This is a genomic window from Nonomuraea coxensis DSM 45129 (assembly GCF_019397265.1).
GTDB lineage: Bacteria > Actinomycetota > Actinomycetes > Streptosporangiales > Streptosporangiaceae > Nonomuraea > Nonomuraea coxensis.
Genome location: NZ_CP068985.1, coordinates 4,439,270 through 4,454,232, shown reverse-complemented (window position 1 = coordinate 4,454,232; position 14,963 = coordinate 4,439,270). Strand labels below are relative to the sequence as shown.

Below are 14,963 nucleotides of genomic sequence, written 5' to 3'. Positions count from 1 at the left end.
GACGCCATGCCGCTGCACCCCCTCGACCCGGCGATCATGCTGCCGGAAGACGCACCCGGCGATCAAGGGGCGCGACGGCCGGTGAATGCCGGCCGGGCGACGGTCAGGCCGCTTCGAAGGAGCGGCGGGACAGCCCCACGCCGTAGCCGTCGAGCCTGGTCACCACCGGCGCCGCAGGGTCGGTGGCCGCGCCGAGGGTGACGAACAGCGGGGTGAAGTGCTCGACGGTCGGGTGCGCGTACGGCATGCCGGGCGCGGCGGTGCGGAAGCGGGCGAGTTCGGCGACGTCGCCGCGGGCCAGGGCGTCGGCGGCCCAGGCGTCGAAGTCGGACGACCAGCCGGGCACCACGTTCCCCTGGAACATCTCCCTGGTCAGGAACGGCAGTCCGTGGGTCATGTGCCCGGAGCCGATCACGAGCACGCCCTGGTCGCGCAGCGGACGCAGCCGCGCGCCGATGGCCAGCAGCCGGTCGGGGTCCTCGGTGGGCAGGCTGAGCTGCAGCACCGGGATGTCGGCGGCCGGGTACATGATCTTCAGGGGCACCCAGGCGCCGTGGTCGAGGCCGCGGCGGCCGTGCCGGTGCACGTGCTCGGTGTCCGGCATGAGGCCGGTCACCTGCCTGGACAGGTCGCCGGCGTCCGGGGTGTCGTAGCGGAAGGTGTAGTAGAGCGCGTCGAAGCCGCCGAAGTCGTACACCAGCTCGTCGGGCCGGTCGGCGCTCACCGACAGCGGCGCGGACTCCCAGTGCGCGGAGACGACCAGGATCGCCTTCGGCTTGGGCAGGGAGCGGGCCCAGTCGTGCAGCGGGGTGAGCCATTCGGGGCTCTGGAAGGGCAGGGGGCCGCCGCCGTGGGACAGGTAGAGGCTGGGCAGCGGCCCGTCCTGCGGCGTCCACGCCCGGTGCGGGTCGGCGGCCTCCAGGGCGGCGGCGCGCCTCAGGTGCGCGGCGAAGGGGTGCGCCGCCGGGATGCGGGCGTCGGCGGCGGCGGTCGGGGAGGGGGCGGTCGGGGAGGGGGCGGGCGTGGTCATGCGGGCTCCTTGGTGCCGGGGTCCTGCGGTGTGCCGTGTCGGTGACGGGCCGCTCATGAGGCAGGATCATCATGGGGAGCAAACTTGTCGCGACAACCATTCCCGGTGAGGACGGATTCTTTTGGACACTCCCTGGCTCGACCGGCCGCAGCTACGCGCCTGGGTCCGGCTGCGCGCGGTGCTCGAACTGCTCCCTGCCGTGCTCGACGCCCAGTTGCGCCGCGACGCCGGCCTGACGGAGTTCGAGTACTACGTGCTGGCCACGCTGTCGGAGACGCCCGGACGGACGTCGCGCATGACCGAGCTGTCCTGGGGCACCAACGCCACGCTCCCCCGCCTCTCCCACGTGGTGACCCGCCTGGAGAAACGGGGCCTGGTGGAGCGCTTCTCCCGCCCGGACGACCGCCGCACCACGCACGTCCGGCTCACCGACGACGGATGGGAGAAGGTACGGCAGGCGGCCCCCGGCCACGTGGCCACCGTCCACCACCACGTCGTCGACACCCTCACCCCGGAGCAGCTCGACCAGCTCGCCGCCATCGCCGACGCCCTCCTGGCCAGGCTGGACCCCTCGGGGACGTCGGCGGCGATCTACACCCGCTACGACGGTTAGCGCTCAGAAAGGGAACGCGCGGTCCTGGTCCCGTACGGTCACCCACTGCAGCTCGCTGAACTCCTCGGCCGCGAACCCGAGCCCGAACCGCCCCCAGCCGCTGTCCTTGACGCCGCCGAACGGCATCTGCGGCTCGTCGTTGACCGGCTGGTCGTTGACGTGCACGATGCCGACGTCCAGCCGGGAGGCCAGCTTCAGCCCGTGACGAGGGTCGCCGGTGATGACCGACGCGGCCAGGCCCAGGTCGGAGGCGTTGGCGCGGGTGACCGCCTCGTCGGCCGAGTCGACGGCCTCCACGACCACGACCGGGCCGAACGTCTCGCCCTGCGCGATCTCGGCCTCGTCCGGCACGTCGGTCAGCACGGTCGCGGGGTAGCACGGCGGCTGGGGCACGCCGCCCGCCAGGACGCGGGAGCCGAGTTCGACGGCCTCCTTGACCCGGCGGTCCAGCAGCGCCAGCGCCCATTCGTTGATCACGGGGCCGACCACGGTGGCCGGGTCGTGCGGGTCGCCGGTGGGCAGGGCCGCCACCTTGGCCGCGAACCGCGCGGTGAACTCGTCGGCCAGTGGCCGTTCCACGTAGATGCGGCGGGCGCACATGCACACCTGGCCCTGGTGGATGAAGGCGCCGTAGGTGGCGGCGTCGACCGCGTAGGCGAGGTCGGCGTCGCGGGTGACGATGAGCGGGTTCTGGCCGCTGAGCTGGAGCACGACCCGTTTGAGGTGGCGGCCCGCCTTCTCGGCCAGTCGCCGGCCGGTCGGGGTGGAGCCGGTGAAGTTGACGCGCTTGACCAGCGGGCTGGCCAGCATCGCGTCGGCCACGCCGCCGGCCTCGCCCGGGGCGTGCGTGACCACGTTGAGCGCGCCGGCGGGCAGCCCGGCCTCGTGCAGCACCTCCGCCCACAGGGCGCCGCCGGTGTACGGGGCCTCCTCCGACGGCTTGACCACGACGGTGTTGCCCAGGGCGAGCGGCCCGACGACGGCCCGTCCTGACAGGGTGAGCGAGGCGTTCCACGGCGCGATGGCGCCGACCACGCCGACCGGCCGGCGGACCGCCATCGCCTGCATGCCCTCGACGTCGGACGGCAGCAGGCTGCCGGTGGGCTGGTAGGCGAGCTGGGCGGCCTGCCGCAGCAGCTTGACCGCGAAGTCGACCTGGACCTCGCCGAAGTAGCGGCCGCAGCCGGTCTCGGCGGCGAGGGCGTCGAGGATGCCGTCGCGCCGGGCGTGCAGGATGTCGGCCGCGCGCAGGAAGACGTGCTGGCGCCGCCCGGGCGGCAGCGCCGACCAGCCGGGGAACGCCGCGTGCGCGGCGGCGATGGCCGCCTGCGCGTCCTCGGCGTCGCCGGCGGCCACCTCGGCGAGCACCTCGCCGGACCACGGCGAGTGGTCGGGATAGGTACGGCCGGAGCCGGCGGCCACCCACTCGCCGCCGATGAAGTGCCCGAATCGCGACTTGCGCCAGTCGCCCCCCGCTCGGGCCATGTGCCGTGGTCCTCTCCGTCGAATGATTCGGATGACTAGAACGGAGAAATCATATGCTGACCACTGTGACCGATGAAGAGCCCGCCCGGCGGCCCGAGACGCACGCGGCGTCCCACTCGGTGTCCCTGGAGCGGGGGCTGAGCATCCTGGACGCGTTCACCGGCGACCGCTCGGTGCTGGGGATCGCCGACCTGGCCAGGGCCGTGGGGCTGAACAAGAGCACCACGCACCGCTACGTGGCCACGCTGACCTCGCTGCAGTACCTGCAGCAGGACCCGGAGACGAAGAAGTACTTCCTCGGCCCGCGCGCCGTGGACCTGGGGTTCGCCGCGATCGACTCGATGGAGCTCACCCGCGTCACCGGGCCGCTGCTGCAGGCGCTGGCCGACGAGACCGGCTTCACCATCAGCGCGGCCGTCGCCGACGGGCCCGACGTCGTCTACGTGGACCGGCGGCGCAGCAGCAGGCGCACGTCCCTGGCCATGGACCTCAACCTGCACGTCGGCTCGCGGCTGCCGGCCTACTGCACGTCGATGGGCAAGGTGCTGCTGGCCTACCGGGACCCGGCGACGCTCCGGCAGATCCTGGACCGCACCGACATGGCCCGCCGGGGGCCCAAGACCATCACCAACCGGGAGCAACTGCTGGCCGCGCTGGCCAAGGTGCGCCAGAGCGGGATCGCGGTCAACGACGAGGAGCTGGCCCCGGGCCTGCGCTCGTTCTCCGCGCCGGTGCGCGACCGTTCGGGCGAGGTGGTGGCCGCGATCAACGTCGCGGTGTACCTGACGCTGGCCCCGACGTCCGTCGAGGCGCTGGCCGGGCGGCTGGAGGGGCCGCTGCGGCGCACCGCCGCGGAGATCTCCCGGCGGCTCGGCTACCGGCCGCCGGCGTAGCGGCGTTCCACCTGGTGATTTCGCGTTCCACTCCTTCGGACGTCTTGTTGCACGGGTGTTACCGGAGCCGTACGGTCAGGGTCACCTTCACGGCATCCCGCAGGTCGGAGCCGCGCCACGGCCACGAGCCGGCGGGCCGCCGACCCCTTCCCGAAGAGCACCTCAGATGTCCCCGCGGCGCGCATCGCCATGGGCGAGGGACATCGTCCGGCATAAGGAGTCCTCGCGTGAGCGACGCTTCCCCCGGCGGCATGAACCGCCGTTCCTTCCTCAGCGCGGCCGGCCTCGGCGCCGCCGCGATCGGCGGGGCGCCGCTGCTGAGCGCCTGCGGAGGCCTCAAGGGCACCGGCGCCTCCTCCTCCTCCGACGTCCTCAAGATCGGTTACGTCAGCCCGCAGACCGGCGCGCTGGCCGGCTTCGCCTCCGCCGACAACTTCGTGGTCAAGCAGATCACCGAAGCGCTGCGGGGCGGCTTCACCGCCGGCGGCAGGAAGCGCACCGTCGAGATCATCGTCAAGGACACCCAGTCCAACCCCAACCGGGCCACCGAGGTCACCCGTCAGCTCATCAACAGCGACAAGGTGGACCTGATCGTCGGCTCCTCGACGCCGGACACCACCAACCCGGTGGCCGACCAGTGCGAGGCCAACGGCATCCCGAACGTCACCACGATCGCCCCCTGGGAGGCGTGGTGGAACGGCCGGGGCGGCAAGGACGGCGAGGGCTTCACGTACACCACGCTGTTCTTCTTCGGGATGCAGGAGTTCGCCGACTGCTTCTTCCCCATGTGGGAGCGCATGGAGGTGGGCAACAAGAACGTCGCGGCACTGTGGCCCAACGACACCGACGCCAACGCCTTCCGCCAGGGCCTCGGCCCGATGATCACCAAGGCCGGCTACGAGGTCGTGGACGGCGGCGCGTACCAGAACGGCGTCACCGACTTCAGCTCGCAGATCGCGAAGTTCAAGTCGTCGGAGGCCGAGCTGTTCACCTGCACCCCGATCCCGCCCGACTTCCAGACGTTCTGGAAGCAGGCCCGCCAGCAGGGCTTCAAGCCGAAGCTGGCCACCGTCGCCAAGGTCATGCTCTTCCCCTCCGAGGCGGAGGCGCTCGGCCCGCTCGCCAGCAACATCGCCACCGACTTCTGGTGGAGCCCGGCGCACCCGTACAAGTCCACCCTGGACGGCAAGACCGCCCAGCAGCTCGCCGAGGACTTCGCCGCCACCGGCAAGCAGTGGACCCAGGCCCTCGGCTCGGTCTACTCGCTGTTCGAGATCGCCGTCCAGGCGTTCAAGAACGCGGGCGACCCCAAGGACCGCGACGACGTGGCCGACAAGCTGCGCACCATGAAGATCAGCTGCATGAGCGGCGACCTGGACTTCACCGCCGGCCCCAAGCCCGGCATCGCCCTCCAGCACCCGGTCGGCGGCCAGTGGCGCAAGGGCACCAAGTTCCCCTGGGACGTGGCCATCGTGGACAACACCCCGAACAAGGCCGTTCCCATCGGGGGCGACCTGCTGCCGACCGGCACATGATGACCGCACCGCTGCTGCGCCTGGAGAGCCTGTCCAAGAGCTTCGGCCAGGTGACCGTCGCCCGGGACCTGGCCCTGTCGCTGGGACCGGGCGAGGCGCTGGGCATCGTCGGGCCGAACGGGGCGGGCAAGTCCAGCCTGTTCGCGATGATCTCCGGCGACCTGCGCCCGGACGCCGGCACGGTCTGGCTGGACGGGCGCGACGTCACGGGCGTGCCGCCGCACGCCCGCACCCGCGCCGGCATCGGCCGCACCTACCAGGTGCCGCGCCCGTTCACCCATCTCACCGTGTTCGAGAACGTCCTGGTGTGCGCGCACCAGGGCGCCGGGCTGCACGGCAAGCAGGCCTGGTCGCAGGCCATGGACGTGCTGGAGCGCACCGGCCTGGCCGACCTGGCCAACACCGCCGCGGGGCGGCTCACCCTGCTGCAGCGCAAGCGGCTGGAAGTGGCCCGCGCGCTCGGCACCGGCCCCCGGCTGCTGCTGCTCGACGAGGTCGCCGGCGGGCTCACCGAGCCCGAGGTGGCCGAGCTGGTCGAGGTGATCAGGCGGCTGCACGCCGACGGGCTCGGCATCGTGTGGATCGAGCACGTGGTGCACGCGCTGGTCAAGACCGTCGCCCGGATGATCTGCCTGGCCGGCGGCGACGTCGTCGCCGACGGCGAGCCGGTCGCGGTGCTCGCCGACGCCAAGGTGCGCGAGCTGTACCTGGGCGGCGGGCCGGAAAGCGGCACAGCGGAGGAGGGACCGTGAGCCTGCTGTCGATCCGCGACCTCACCGTGCACCACGGCCTGCTGCGCGCCGTGGACGGCGTCAGCCTGGAACTGGAACGCGGCGAGGTCCTGGCCGTCATCGGCGCCAACGGCGCGGGCAAGTCCACGCTGCTGCGCGCCCTGGCCGGGCTCAACACCCCCACCTCGGGGACCGTGCACCTCGCGGGGCGCGACATCACCCGCTCCCCCGCCCACCAGCGGGTCTCGGCCGGGATCGCGCTGGTGCCGGAGGGCCGGCGGCTGTTCCGCTCCCTCACCGTCGAGGAGAACCTGCTCACCGGCACCTACCGCAAACGGACCGGCCCCTGGTCGCTGCGGCGGGTCTACGAGCTGTTCCCGTGGATGACCGAGCGGCGGCGGCAGAACGCGGCGCAGCTGTCCGGCGGCGAGCAGCAGGCCGTGGCCATCGGCCGGGCCCTGCTGACCAACCCCGACCTGCTGCTCGTCGACGAGCTGTCGCTGGGCCTGGCGCCGGTCATCGTGCGCCGCATCTACGAGACGCTGCCGGAGATCGTCGCCGCCGGCACCACCGCGCTCGTCGTCGAACAGGACGTCTCGCAGGCGCTGCGGGTCGCCGACCGGGTGCACTGCCTGCTGGAGGGCCGCTCGGTGCTGGCGGGACGGCCCGCGGAGCTCACCGCCGAGCAGGTCGAGCACGCGTACTTCGGCATCGGCGACCTCACGCAGGACGGGAAAGACTGACATGCAATGGTTCAACGCGGTGGTCCAGGGACTGCTGCTCGGCGGCCTGTACGCGCTGTTCGCGACCGGCCTGTCGCTGATGTTCGGCGTGATGCGGATCGTCAACCTCGCCCACGGGGACCTGGCCGTCGTCGCCTCGTTCCTGGCCCTCGCCCTGGTCGGCGGGACCGGGCTGCCGCTGTGGGTGGTCGTCGTGGTGACCGTGCCGCTGTTCGCGGTGCTCGGCTACCTGAACCAGCGGGTGCTGCTGCAGGGCAGCCTCTCCTCGGGGCCGCTGGCCACGCTGCTGGTGACGTTCGGGCTGTCGATCGTGCTGCAGAACGTGCTGCTGGAGATCTTCTCCGCCGACACGCGCACCCTGGACGGCGGCTCGTTCGCCACCTCCTCCTTCCAGCTCGCGGGATCGATCACCGTCGGCTGGCTGCCGCTGGCCACGTTCCTGCTGGCCTGCGCCGTGCTGGCCGGCATCCAGGTGTTCCTGACGCGCACCGGGCTCGGCAGGATGCTGCGCGCCTCCTCCGACGACCGCGAGACCGCGAACCTGGTGGGCGCCGACAGCCGGCACGTCTACGGCGTCGCCACCGCCATCGCCTTCGCCACCGTGGCGCTGGCCGGGCTGATGTTCGCGGTGCGCTCGTCGTTCGACCCGGCCACCGGCCCGTCCCGGCTGATCTTCGCGTTCGAGGCGGTCGTCATCGGCGGGCTCGGCTCGCTGTGGGGGACGCTGCTGGGCGGCATCGTGCTGGGCGTCACCCAGTCGCTCGGCTCCCAGATCGACCCGGCGATGACGCTGCTGGCCGGCCACCTCGTCTTCCTCGCCGTGCTGGCCTTCCGGCCGCAGGGCCTGCTCGCGGGACGGACCGCATGACCCTCTCCCATCTGCTGACCGAGCGGGCGGCGGCCGCGATCGACGTGCGCCGCGCGGCCCGCACCTCCAAGGCGTCGGGCGGGGCGCTGCTCGCCGTCGTGGTGCTGCTCGCGGCGCTGCCGTACGTGGTGTTCAGCGACATCACCGACACGCTCGTCAACTTCTACGTGCTGGTCGCGCTGGCGAGCATGTGGAACCTGCTGGCCGGGTTCGGCGGCCTGGTCTCGGTCGGCCAGCAGGCCTTCGTCGGGATCGGCGCCTACAGCGTGATCGCGCTGGCCGACCTGGGGGTGCAGCCGTACCTGGCGGTGCCGCTGGCCGCGCTCACCTGCGTGGTGTTCGCGGTGCCCACCTCGTGGCTGGCCTTCCGGCTGCGCGGCGACTACTTCGCCGTCGGCACGTGGGTGATCGCCGAGGTGTACCGGCTGCTGGTGGTGCGCGTCGACGCCTTGGGCGGTGCCAGCGGCAAGGGCCTGGCCGGGCTGTCCGGCCTGGACCCCGCGCTGCGCGGCGCGCTGACCTACTGGGTGGCGCTGGCGCTCACCCTCGCCACCGTCGGCGGCTGCTACCTGCTGCTGCGCGGCCGGGTGGGGCTGTCGCTGATGGCGGTGCGCGACGAGGAGACCGCCGCGAGCGCCGCCGGCATCGACGTGACCCGGGCCAAGCGGATCGTGTACCTGGTGTCGGCCGCCGGGACCGGCGCGGCGGGCGGGGTGATCACGGTCAGCTCGCTCAGCGTCAACCCGGACGCGATCTTCAACGTGCAGTGGTCGGCGTACATGATCTTCATCGTGGTGATCGGCGGCATCGGCTTCGTCGAGGGGCCGCTGCTCGGCGCGGTGGTGTTCTTCGCGCTGCAGCAGCTGCTGGCCGACTACGGCTCGTGGTACCTGGTGCTCTTGGGCGCCGTCGGCATCGCCGCCGCCCGGTGGCTGCCGGGCGGGCTGTGGGGGCTGGTACGCGACCGGACCGGGCTGAGCCTGTTCCCCGTCGGCTACTACGTACGGGACCCCGGCCATGCGCGTTGACACCATCGCCGCGGCGTCGGCGGCCGTCGCGCGCGGCGAGCTGTCGCCGGTCGAGCTGACCGAGCACCTGCTGGCCAGGATCGCCGCGACCGAACCGGCGCTGCACGCCTACGCCACCGTCACCGCCGAGGCCGCGCTCGCCCGCGCGAAAGCCCTCGCCGGCGAGCCCGTCCGCGGCCCGCTGCACGGCATCCCGATCGGCGTCAAGGACCTGATCGACACCGCCGGGGTGCGCACCAGCTACGGCTCGCCGCGCTTCGCCGGACACGTGCCGGACCGGGACGCGACGGCGGTGACCCGGCTGCTGGAGGCCGGGACGGTGATCCTCGGCAAGCACACCACGCACGAGCTGGCCTGGGGCGGGCGGACCGACAGCGCCTGCTTCGGCCCCACGCACAACCCGTACCGGCGCGGGCGCATCCCCGGCGGCTCGTCCGGCGGGTCGGCCGCCTCGGTCGCCGCCGGCAGCTCGCTGGGCGGTCTCGGCTCCGACACGGCCGGCAGCGTGCGCATCCCCGCCGCGCTCAGCGGCTGCGTCGGCTTCAAGCCGACCCGCGGCCGGATCCCGCTGGACGGCGTGCTGCCGCTGGCCCCGTCGCTGGACCACCTCGGGGTCCTGGCCCGCACCGTGGACGACGCGGCGCTGCTCATGGACGGGCTCGCCGCCCCTCTCTCGGACGAGCCGCCCGCGCGGTTGCGGGTCGGCTGGCTGGGCGGCTGGTTCGCCGCGGTGCTCGCCCCCGAGGTGCGCGCGGCGCTCGACGCCGTACGGGCCCGGCTGGAGGACGCCGGCGTGGCCGTCGTGGACGTCGCCGTCCCCGACGAGCCGTTGATGCCGGAGGCGCCGCTGGCCAGGATCGTCCGCGAGGCCGGCGCCTACCACCGGGCCGCGTTCGCCGAGCAGCCGGAGCTGTTCGGGCCGGACGTCGCCGACCTGATGCGGCTGCCCGCGCCGCCCGCCGAGCAGGTGGAGCGGCAGGAGGCCGCGCTGGGCCGGGTCGTCGCCGCGCTGCGCTCCGCGCTCGACGACGGCTGCGACGTGCTGGCCTGCGCCACCGTGCCGGTGACGGCCCCGCCCATCGGCGCGGGCACCGTCACCGTGGACGGCCGCGAGTGGCCCGTCGAGTTCGTGCTGACCCGGCTCACCGCGCCGTTCAACGCGGCCGGCCTGCCGGCGATCACGGTGCCGGTGGCCCTGGCCGACGGCCTGCCGATCGGCGTGCAGTTCGCCGGCGGCCCGCTGCGCGACCCGGCGGTGCTGGCGGCGGCCCGCCTCGTCCAGCGGCTCACCCCTCCCCCGCCCCCGCCCTCCGCCATCCGTACCGAAGGAGATCAGCGATGAGAGTGACGGCCGCGGTCGTCGACGAGCTCGGCGGGCGCTTCCACGTCGAGGAGCTCGACCTCGACGAGCCGGGACCGGGCGAGGCCCTGGTGCGCGTCGTCGCCTCGGGCGTCTGCCACACCGACACCATCACCCGGCACGGCGACCTGCCGATGCCGTTCCCCGCCGTGCTCGGCCACGAGGGCGCCGGCGAGGTCGTGGCCGTGGGCGACGGCGTCACCTCCGTACGGCCGGGCGACCACGTGGTCATCGGCTGGCCCTCGTGCGGCACCTGCCGCAACTGCCGCGACGGCGAGCCCCGCTACTGCGCCCGCCTCGGCGAGGCCCTGTGCGGCGGCGGGCGCCTCCTGGGGCCACGCGCCGGGCAGAGCGCGTTGCGCCGGCCGGACGGGTCGCCCGTGCACAGCCACTTCTTCGGCCAGTCGTCGTTCGCGACCCACGCGCTCACCTGGGCGGACGCCCTCGTCGTCGTGCCGAAGGACGCGCCGCTGGAGCTGCTCGGCCCGCTCGCCTGCGGCATCGCCACCGGGGCAGGGGCGGTGCTGAACACCGTCAAACCCGGCCCCGGCTCCAGCCTGGTGATCTACGGGGCCGGCGCGGTCGGCCTGGCCGCGGTCATGGCCGCCAGGCTCTCGCCCGCCACGACGATCATCGCGGTGGACCGGCACCCCTCCCGGCTGGACCTGGCCGTGGAGTTCGGCGCCACCCACACCATCGACGCCTCACGGGCCGACCCCGTCGCCGAGGTGCACCGCATCTGCGACGGCCCGGCCGACCACGCCCTGGAGTGCACCGGCGTCATCCCCGTCGTACGCCAGGCGGCCGACAGCGTCGGCATGCTCGGCACGTGCGTCCTCATCGGCGGCGCCCCGGCCGGCGCCGAGTTCGCCCTCGACCACCTGACGACGTTGTGGGGCAAGCGCATCGTCGGCACCCTCGGCGGCAGCGGCCGCAGCGAGACGCTCATCCCCACCCTGATCGAGCTGCACCGGCAGGGACGCTTCCCCTTCGACCGGCTGGTGCGCCTCTACGACCTGACCGACCTCGAGACGGCCCTGCAAGACAGCCACCGGGGCGAGGTGCTCAAGCCCGTCCTCCGAATGAAGGATCCTTCATGACCATCACCCGCGAACTGCTCATCGGCGGCAAGAGCGTGCCCCCGCGGTCCGGCCGTACCACCGCCGACCTCAACCCCTACACCGGACAGCCGTACGCCACCGTGGCCGCCGCCGGGCCCGAGGACGTGACCCTCGCGGTGGACGCGGCGCAGGCCGCCTTCGACGACTGGGCGGCGCTGAGCCCCTTCGCCCGCCGCGCCATCTTCCTCAAGGCCGCCGACCTGCTGCAGGAACGCGGCGAGCAGGCGGCGGCCCTCATGGCGGGCGAGGTCGGCGGCACCCGGCCGTGGGCCCTGTTCAACGTCGGCCTGGCCGCGAACATGCTGCGTGAGGCGGCCGCCGCGATCACCGCCCCCCGCGGCGACGTGCTCGCCGCGCAGGAGGAGGGCGCGCTCGGCCTCGCCGTACGCGAGCCCGTCGGCGTGGTCGCCGCCTTCTCCCCCTGGAACGCGCCCCTCATCCTCGGTGTCCGCTCGGTGGCCGCCGCGCTCGCCGCCGGCAACACCGTCGTCATGAAGCCCAGCGAGGACGCGCCGATCGCCTGCGGCCTGTTCGTCGCCGACGTGCTGGCCGAGGCCGGGCTCCCCGCCGGCGTCCTCAACGTCGTCACCAACGACCCCGCCGACGCCGCCGGGGTCGCCGAGGCGCTCATCGCCGACCCGCGCGTACGCGCGGTCAACTTCACCGGCTCCACCGAGGTCGGCCGTATCATCGGCACCCACGCCGCCCGGCACCTCAAGCCCGCCATGCTGGAGCTCGGCGGCAAGAACGCCATCATCGTGCTCGACGACGCCGACCTGGACTACGCGGTGGACGCGGCGACGTTCGGCGTGTTCATGAACGCCGGGCAGATCTGCATGTCCGGCGACCGCGTCCTGGTGCACGAGTCGCTGGCCGGGGAGTTCACGGCCAGGTTCGCCGCCAAGGTCGCCGCGCTGCCCGCCGGCGACCCGGCCGAGCCGACCACGGTCATCGGGCCGCTGGTCTCGGCCGCCGCGGCGCGGCGCGTCGCCGCCCTCGTCAGCGACGCCGTCGCCAAGGGCGCCACCGTCGTGACCGGAGGCGGCGAGCCGGTCGGGGCCGTCCACCCGGCGACCGTCCTGACCGGGGTGCCCGCTGACGCCGACCTGTACTACGGCGAGGGCTTCGGCCCGATCTGCGTGATCGACACCTTCGCCACCGACGAGGAGGCCGTCACCAAGGCCAACGACACCGACCACGGCCTGACCGCGGGCATCATCACCGAGAACGGCACGCACGGCCTGCGCGTGGCCCGCCGGTTGCGGACCGGCATCGTGCACGTCGGCGACCAGTCGGTCGCCGACGAGCCGCAGGCCCCGTTCGGCGGCTTCAAGTCCTCCGGTTACGGGCGCTTCGGCGGCCGCTGGGGCATCGAGGCGTTCACCAACACCCGCTGGATCACCCTGGCGACCCAGCACGCCCACTACCCCTTCTAGGGTGCGCTGACGACGTCGGCGAGCGGGGTGGCGGCGTGGCCCGTCAGGCGCCTCATGTCGTCGCTCACCCCGTCGAGCTGCCCCGCCGCGATGGCGGTGTAGGTGGACACCCACGCGTCGACCTGCCAGTCCGGGGCGCCGTAGGAGGCGCGGGAGCGATAGGCCTCCTCCACCGTCTCGGGCCGGTAGGTGACCGTACGGCCGCTCGCCCGCGACAGGACCGCGGCGACCTCCGCCATGGTGAGCGCGTGCGGGCCGGTCAGGTCGTAGGTGCGGCCCGCGTGCGCGTCCGGCCGCAGCAGCACGGCGGTCGCGGCGTCGGCGATGTCGTCCTGGGCCACCACCGCGGCCCGGCCCTCCCCCGCCGGGCCGCGGATGACACCGTCCTCGCCCACGAGGGCGGGCATGAAGTCCGCGTAGAGGTTGTCGCGCAGGAAGGTGCAGGACAGCCCGCTGCCGCGCAGGTGCTGCTCGGTGGCCCAGTGATCACGCGCCAGCGTGAAGACCGCGTCCGGCGCGGCGCCGAAGAACGACAGGTAGACCACGTGCCGGACCCCCGCCCGCGCGGCGTCGTCCACGAACGCCCGATGCCGGTCCAGGCGGTCGGGCGACTCGGAGGCCGAGACCATGAACAGCACCTCGGCGCCTTCCAGGGCGGCGGCCGCGCCCGGCTCGCCGTAGGCGCAGCGCACCGCGGTCGCCCCGGGCAGGTCCGGGGCACGGCCGGGGTCGCGCACCGCCAGGCGCTGCGGCACCCCGGCCGCGGCGAGTCTGCGGGCGACCCGGCCGCCGACGCGGCCGGTCGCCCCCGTCACGGCGATCGTCGCCTGGTCGGAGCGCCTGTCACTGTGGACCTCCTTCGGTCTCCGGCACGAGCGGTTCGACGGAGCACTGCAGTCAGTCTCGCAGCCGGGCGGCGGGAAGGCGCGGAGCCTGACCCGTTCACGCGCCTGAGCGGCCTGCCCGTGAGGAACGTCATCAGCCACCGGCCGAATCGTTCGGCGGGAATGCGCGAAAATACTCAAGTGGTTCCCCGGACCATTATGGGCGGCACCTATAGCCTGGCATTCATCGAGAAATAGCGAAAAGCTGTCACTAATCTTGTCAAGGTCGCGCAGTGCGCAGAAAGTGAGGGGTGACCAGGAGGAACCACGACCGATGGAGGAACGGTGAACCGACCCGTCAACGGGCTCCGGCGCGTCCGGACGACGATCCGGCGCGCGTTATCCATGGCTCTGGGAATTGTCATCGTGGCATTTGTCGCCGCGCCGCCGGCCGCCGCGCTGACGCTGCCCACGCCGAAGGATTTCGTGTCGTACCTCGACCTCGAGTGCTTCAAGACCGACCCGTACCAGCCGCCGGCCGTCGGGCTGACGCTGCGGCACCTCAACCCGGTGCTCAGCGGCCTGCCGATCGAGCAGGTCACCCTGGGCGCGCGTGAGCAGTTGTGCGTGCCGGTCGCCAAGAACGACGTCATCCCGCCGCCCGGGGTGCTGGACTTCGTCAGGTTCGTCGACCTGGCCTGCTACCGGGTCGTCACCCCGGCGCCCGGCAAGGCGCTGGTGCTCAGCCATCTCAACCCGGTGCTGCAGGACCTGCCCCGTACGGAGGTCGTGCTGGGCAGGGCGGAGCAGTTGTGCGTGCCGGTGGCGAAGAACGGCGTCGCGCCGCCCGCGGAGGTGATCCGGCTGGTGCAGCACATCGACCTGCTGTGCTACGGCATCACTCCGAACACGCCGATGAACCGGGCGCTCAACCTCAGGCAGCTGAACCCGGTGCTCACCGGCCAGATTCCCCCGGCCACGGTGCGGGTGACCTACGCCCGTCAGCTGTGCGTGCCCATGCAGAAGGGCGGAGACGTCATTCCGCCGGAGGTGCTGCAGGTGGTGCGCTGGGTGGATCTGGAGAAGTTCGACATCGTCGCTCCGGCGATCGCGCCGGTGACGCTGAGCCTGCGGCATCTGAACCCGGTGCTGGGGTCGTTGCCGCTGGAGCGGGCGACGCTCACCGGCGCCACGCAGCTGGGTGTGCCAGTGGCGAAGAACGGCCAGCTGCCGCCGGGGTGAGCGTGCCGCCGGTGGCGTAGGTCCCCGGCCGGGCGTCCAGCGGGGCCCGGCCGG

Annotated in this window: 14 protein-coding genes; 11 read left to right on the top strand and 3 right to left on the bottom strand. The window is 73.2% G+C overall.

From position 1 onward, the window contains the following. Window positions 1-103 precede the first annotated feature (103 nt). Window positions 104-1,030, bottom strand: a complete 927-nt coding sequence (locus tag Nocox_RS20735) for a dioxygenase family protein (RefSeq protein ID WP_020543540.1) — start codon at window positions 1,028-1,030, stop codon at window positions 104-106. Window positions 1,031-1,151: 121 nt separating this feature from the next. Here Nocox_RS20735 and Nocox_RS20730 point away from each other — a divergent pair, with 121 nt between their 5' ends. Continuing rightward, on the top strand, window positions 1,152-1,643 hold the full coding sequence (locus Nocox_RS20730; RefSeq protein WP_020543539.1) for a MarR family winged helix-turn-helix transcriptional regulator: 492 nt from the start codon (window positions 1,152-1,154) through the stop codon (window positions 1,641-1,643). Between the two features lie 3 nt (window positions 1,644-1,646). On the opposite strand, the gene Nocox_RS20725 is transcribed toward Nocox_RS20730, so the two are convergent. Further along, entirely contained in the window at window positions 1,647-3,128 is a 1,482-nt protein-coding gene (locus tag Nocox_RS20725; RefSeq protein ID WP_020543538.1) for an aldehyde dehydrogenase family protein, read from the bottom strand. A 65-nt stretch (window positions 3,129-3,193) separates the two neighbouring features. Here Nocox_RS20725 and Nocox_RS20720 point away from each other — a divergent pair, with 65 nt between their 5' ends. The 9 genes from Nocox_RS20720 to Nocox_RS20680 all read left to right on the top strand — a co-directional run bounded on the left by Nocox_RS20720 (window position 3,194) and on the right by Nocox_RS20680 (window position 12,843). After that, a complete protein-coding gene (locus Nocox_RS20720; protein WP_026214397.1) occupies window positions 3,194-4,021 on the top strand; it encodes an IclR family transcriptional regulator in 828 nt (275 codons plus the stop codon). Between the two features lie 227 nt (window positions 4,022-4,248). Further along, a complete protein-coding gene (locus Nocox_RS20715; protein WP_026214396.1) occupies window positions 4,249-5,556 on the top strand; it encodes an ABC transporter substrate-binding protein in 1,308 nt (435 codons plus the stop codon). Then, window positions 5,553-6,308, top strand: a complete 756-nt coding sequence (locus Nocox_RS20710) for an ABC transporter ATP-binding protein (protein WP_051112571.1) — start codon at window positions 5,553-5,555, stop codon at window positions 6,306-6,308. The genes Nocox_RS20715 and Nocox_RS20710 overlap by 4 nt, the downstream gene beginning before the upstream one ends. After that, window positions 6,305-7,030 (top strand): ABC transporter ATP-binding protein, encoded by a 726-nt coding sequence (locus Nocox_RS20705; protein ID WP_020543534.1) that lies wholly within the window; start codon window positions 6,305-6,307, stop codon window positions 7,028-7,030. Before Nocox_RS20710 ends, Nocox_RS20705 begins: the two co-directional genes overlap by 4 nt. A gap of 1 nt (window position 7,031) precedes the next feature. Next, window positions 7,032-7,898, top strand: coding sequence for a branched-chain amino acid ABC transporter permease (locus Nocox_RS20700; protein WP_020543533.1), 867 nt, complete (start codon window positions 7,032-7,034; stop codon window positions 7,896-7,898). Further along, window positions 7,895-8,926, top strand: a complete 1,032-nt coding sequence (locus Nocox_RS20695; protein ID WP_020543532.1) for a branched-chain amino acid ABC transporter permease — start codon at window positions 7,895-7,897, stop codon at window positions 8,924-8,926. Before Nocox_RS20700 ends, Nocox_RS20695 begins: the two co-directional genes overlap by 4 nt. Continuing rightward, window positions 8,916-10,268 (top strand): amidase, encoded by a 1,353-nt coding sequence (locus Nocox_RS20690; protein WP_020543531.1) that lies wholly within the window; start codon window positions 8,916-8,918, stop codon window positions 10,266-10,268. The genes Nocox_RS20695 and Nocox_RS20690 overlap by 11 nt, the downstream gene beginning before the upstream one ends. After that, entirely contained in the window at window positions 10,265-11,386 is a 1,122-nt protein-coding gene (locus tag Nocox_RS20685) for an NAD(P)-dependent alcohol dehydrogenase (protein ID WP_026214395.1), read from the top strand. The genes Nocox_RS20690 and Nocox_RS20685 overlap by 4 nt, the downstream gene beginning before the upstream one ends. Beyond that, on the top strand, window positions 11,383-12,843 hold the full coding sequence (locus Nocox_RS20680) for an aldehyde dehydrogenase family protein (protein ID WP_020543529.1): 1,461 nt from the start codon (window positions 11,383-11,385) through the stop codon (window positions 12,841-12,843). The genes Nocox_RS20685 and Nocox_RS20680 overlap by 4 nt, the downstream gene beginning before the upstream one ends. On the opposite strand, the gene Nocox_RS20675 is transcribed toward Nocox_RS20680, so the two are convergent. Continuing rightward, complete coding sequence (locus Nocox_RS20675) at window positions 12,840-13,658, bottom strand: SDR family oxidoreductase (RefSeq protein WP_020543528.1); 819 nt, start codon at window positions 13,656-13,658, stop codon at window positions 12,840-12,842. The two genes, Nocox_RS20680 and Nocox_RS20675, sit on opposite strands and share 4 nt — an antisense overlap. A 435-nt stretch (window positions 13,659-14,093) precedes the next feature. Here Nocox_RS20675 and Nocox_RS20670 point away from each other — a divergent pair, with 435 nt between their 5' ends. Further along, complete coding sequence (locus Nocox_RS20670; protein WP_020543527.1) at window positions 14,094-14,909, top strand: hypothetical protein; 816 nt, start codon at window positions 14,094-14,096, stop codon at window positions 14,907-14,909. Window positions 14,910-14,963 lie beyond the last annotated feature (54 nt).